Annotated in this window: 2 protein-coding genes; both read right to left on the bottom strand. The window is 57.1% G+C overall.

Annotated elements, in window-relative coordinates; all coding sequences use genetic code 11:
- On the bottom strand, nucleotides 1-187 hold a 187-nt coding region (locus HP566_RS01475; RefSeq protein WP_249975485.1), incomplete at its 3' end, for a hypothetical protein.
- A 310-nt stretch (nucleotides 188-497) separates the two neighbouring features.
- Nucleotides 498-1,019: S-layer family protein (locus HP566_RS01480; RefSeq protein WP_249975486.1), on the bottom strand; the 522-nt coding region annotated here is incomplete at its 5' end.

Genomic DNA, 1,019 nt, shown 5'->3' on the forward strand with positions numbered 1-1,019 from the left:
CCTCCAGGCTCAGCGATTCTCGTGCGGCAATCTCGCCGCCCAGGTTGGCGATATTATCGGCCGTGAGGCTGACCACCTCGCGCCCGGCCAGGGTGCCGTCGCCTTCGCGTACCCGTACGTAGACCTGGGGCAACGTCTGCACAGTAGCGGCCTGGCATTGAGCGCTGGTGTCCAGATAATCTCTCACTCCTTTCTCCTACGCGCCGGAGGATAGCGATCAGGATGCTTTCGGTAATAGAAAAAGCTGTAGGTATCCAGCAAACTTCCAAACAAAAAAATTCCCCCTATTACCATTCCTAAAACCCTATGCCTATGTTGGCTTGTTGGGCCATACCCTCTTAGCTCTCCGCCAAAAAAATCATACACCACTTCCATTATTGCAACACTGTTCCAGAAAAAAGCCACTGTAAATATACAGATAATAAGTATTCTAATATTTCTGATAACATACGCCCTCCATGTCCACTTGCAGTTACTCATCACTTCCACCTCTGGTCTCATCGACTGGCAGTATAAAAAAGTGCCTCGAGGTCGACCAGGTTGCCGCTGATACCACCGCCCAGGTTGGCGATGTTATCGGCCGTGAGGCTGACCACCTCACGACCGGCCAGGGTGCCGGAGTTGAGCAGGTCGCCGGCGATATCCAGCTGTAGGGAGTTGCCGGCGATCAGGGTGAGGTCGCCTTCGCGTACCCGTACGTAGACCTGGGGCACCAGGACCTCGACCGTACTGCCGTCGTCAAAGGTCATGGTCTGCTTGACCAGCCAGACGATATCGCTGGTCAGTTGCGCCATCTGCTCGGCGGTCAGTGCCACGCCGGGGCGCAGGTCGTGCTGTTCGGCGAAGGTGATGCCAGCGTTCATCAGGGCCCGGTACTGGGCGTCGTCGTCTGCGTATCCCTCCAGGTAGCGCTGCCCGGTGAGTTGCATGATCTGTTCGTTGATCAGCCGCTGCTCGTAGAAGCCGTCGCCGAGGCGCCTCTGGGTCGTGCTCGGGTCGCTCGCCAGGGCATCGAGCAT

It is taken from the genome of Vreelandella olivaria (genome assembly GCF_023507745.1).
In the GTDB taxonomy this organism is placed as follows: Bacteria; Pseudomonadota; Gammaproteobacteria; order Pseudomonadales; family Halomonadaceae; genus Vreelandella; species Vreelandella olivaria_A.